Here is a 2,714-nt window from a genome sequence, read left to right on the forward strand (position 1 = left end):
AAAACTATCACCGGATTGATCTGCCTGCCCCCAGAACGTTCAGACGCGCGTATGGGCGGCTATGCAAAGGCCCATAAGAATCAAAGCGACATCCCAGGAGCCAGCGACTCAGGCAAAGAAACCCGCTCCGACTCCAGGGAAGCCATAGGCCAGGCACAATAGTCAGCCGCGTAGTAGGCACTGGGTCGATGGTTACCGGAATCGCCAACACCCCCAAACGGCGCCGCACTACTGGCCCCGGTCAGCGGCCGGTTCCAGTTGACGATACCGGCCCGGGCCTCCACCAGTAGCCGGTCATACAGTTCCCGCCTGTCCGACAGGATACCGGCGGCCAGCCCGAACCGCGTGTCATTAGCCATCGCCAGGGCCTCATCGAAATCCCCATAGCGGTACACACTCAACAACGGTCCGAAGTGCTCCTGATCCGGCGCATCCACACCAGTCAGATCCACGATACCCGGCGTCAGGAGCCCCGTCCCTTCCTTGTGGGACATCTCCAGCAACGGATGACCACCGTTGGAGATCAGCTTCCGCCAGGTCTCCATTAGCCGGGTCGCCGCCTCCGGAGAAATCACCGCGCCCATGAACGGCTGGGGCTCCTCATCAAACTGCCCCACCGTCAGATTGGCCGCTGCCCGGACCAACTCATCCAGAAACGCATCGCCCTCCTTGCCGGAGGGCACCAGCAGCCGTCGTGCACAGGTACACCGCTGCCCCGCCGACAGGAACGCCGACTGCAGGGTGTGGTGCACCGCCGCCCGGGTGTCCGCCACGTCCTGTACGATCAACGGGTTGTTGCCGCCCATCTCCAGGGCCAGGATCTTCTGGGGCTGGCCGCCGAACTGTTCGTGCAGGAGGTGACCAACTGTCGAACTGCCGGTAAAGAACAGGCCGTCAATCTGGTCATGCCCCGCCAGCGCCCGGCCGGTATCCACCTCGCCCTGGATCAGGCTCAGGACGCCGTCTGGCAAACCGGCAAGCTGCCAGAGTCGCACCGTCATTTCCGCCACCCCCGGCGCCAGTTCACTGGGCTTGAAGACCACGGCATTGCCTGCCAGCAACGCCGGCACGATATGACCATTGGGCAGGTGGCCGGGAAAGTTGTAGGGGCCGAACACCGCCACCACGCCGTGGGGCCTGTGGCGCAGCACCGCCCGGCCACCGGGCACATCACTCTCACGGAAGCCGGCCCGTTCGTCCCGGGCCCGTATCGATATGTCGATCTTGCCGATCATGGCCGACACTTCCGTTCGTGACTCCCACAGGGGCTTGCCGGTTTCACGGCCAATCTGGTGAGCCAGCGTTTCCCGGTGCTCCTCCAGCAGTTCGCCGAAGCGGCGAATAACGGCCTCACGCTCACCGGCGGATGTCCGGGACCAGGCCGCGAACGCCAGGCGCGCTTCATTCACCGCCGCATGGACATCGTCGAGCCCCGCTCCCGAGCCCTGCCAGACCGTTTCTCCGGTGACCGGGTGCAGGGATTCCAGCGCCTCGCCATGGGCGGAGGCCCACAGACCATTGATAAACAGTTCACCGGTCAGCGTCAGGTTCATGAAGCACCTCCTGGGGTCCGCGAAAGGGTGGGGAAATAACCGCCTACCCTACAGGTATTGGTCAGAACAGCGTTTCTTTCAAGGAGGCGATACGTACCTGATCCCCTTCGCTGATGCCCAGCGCCTCCATGATCGGTCTGGGCACCTGGACTTCTTCATCACGTACCGCATCCCTGGGGAGCGTGCCTACCCGGAAGTCGTCGAAGGAGCGGTTGGAGATCATGACTTTGTCGCTGGCGGACAGGTTGTCCAGCAGCGGTCGGTTCACCTGTTTGACGGGGCGCAGGATGCTCTGGCGGATGGTGCGGATGTTGTGGAGGAAGGCTTCCACCACCGGGCCGCCATCGAAGATGTCCACCAAGCCGTTGAAATTGAAGCCCTCGGCCTGGAGCATGTTCAGGGCCGGTTCGGTGTTGCGGTGGACTTTGCCAATCACGTCGGTGGCGCTTTCCGGCAGCAGTGACAGGTAAATCGGAAACCGGGGCATGAGTTCGGCGATGAAGGATTTGTTGCCCTTGGCGGACAGGCGGTCGGCCTCGACGAACTCCATGTCGAAGAAGCGTCTTCCAAGGGCGTCCCAGAGGGGGCTCTGGCCCTGGTCGTCGGAGACGCCCCGCATTTCGGCGAAGATCTTGTCGGAGAAGTGTTCGCGGTATTCGTCCAGGAACAGGAATCTCGCCCGGGAGAGCAGCAGGCCGTTGCCGCCGCCCCGGTGGCTGTCCGCCAGCAGTAGGGAGCCGATTTCGGTGGCGTCGGTCATGTCGTTGGTGAGGTAGAGCGTGGGGGTGCGGACGTGGACGTCGAGTTCGCGGCTGTCGCTGACGGTGATGCTGAGGCGATAATTGTAGAACACTTCGTCGAGGCCGACCCGGGCCTGGATGCCGCTGATGCCGGCGCAGCAGGGTTGTTCGGTGTCTTCCAGGGCGAAAAGGTAGAGGCCGGCGTCGGGGGCTCGCCGGCCTTCGAAGGTGTCCCGGGCTTTCTGGATTTTGCGCTGGAGGAGTTCGCGGTCCGGCGGGAGGGTGGTCATGCCGTTGCCGGCGGAGGCGGCCATGGTGTAGAGGTCATCCAGATCTTTTTGCTGAAGTGGCCGGATGATCAGCATGTAGCCCTCCAAGACTTCAAGTTTGGGTGCTGAGCGGGCGATCTGGTACTGCTTTC

2 protein-coding genes are annotated in these 2,714 nt (G+C 63.2%); both read right to left on the bottom strand.

Annotated features, from left to right (window positions below; all coding sequences use genetic code 11):
- Positions 1 to 80 precede the first annotated feature (80 nt).
- A complete protein-coding gene (gene astD, locus RO069_RS13915) occupies positions 81 to 1,553 on the bottom strand; it encodes a succinylglutamate-semialdehyde dehydrogenase (protein ID WP_328188341.1) in 1,473 nt (490 codons plus the stop codon).
- A 61-nt stretch (positions 1,554 to 1,614) separates the two neighbouring features.
- Complete coding sequence (gene astA / locus RO069_RS13920) at positions 1,615 to 2,658, bottom strand: arginine N-succinyltransferase (protein ID WP_328188343.1); 1,044 nt, start codon at positions 2,656 to 2,658, stop codon at positions 1,615 to 1,617.
- Positions 2,659 to 2,714: the final 56 nt, after the last annotated feature.

It is taken from the genome of Marinobacter sp. OP 3.4 (assembly GCF_036224885.1).
Taxonomy (GTDB): domain Bacteria; phylum Pseudomonadota; class Gammaproteobacteria; order Pseudomonadales; family Oleiphilaceae; genus Marinobacter.

What these genes read in the sequence shown, in the direction of transcription:
- astA (WP_328188343.1), bottom strand. Translation starts at nt 2,658, where the DNA reads ATGCTGATCATCCGGCCACTTCAGCAAAAAGATCTGGATGACCTCTAC.
- astD (WP_328188341.1), bottom strand. Translation starts at nt 1,553, where the DNA reads ATGAACCTGACGCTGACCGGTGAACTGTTTATCAATGGTCTGTGGGCC.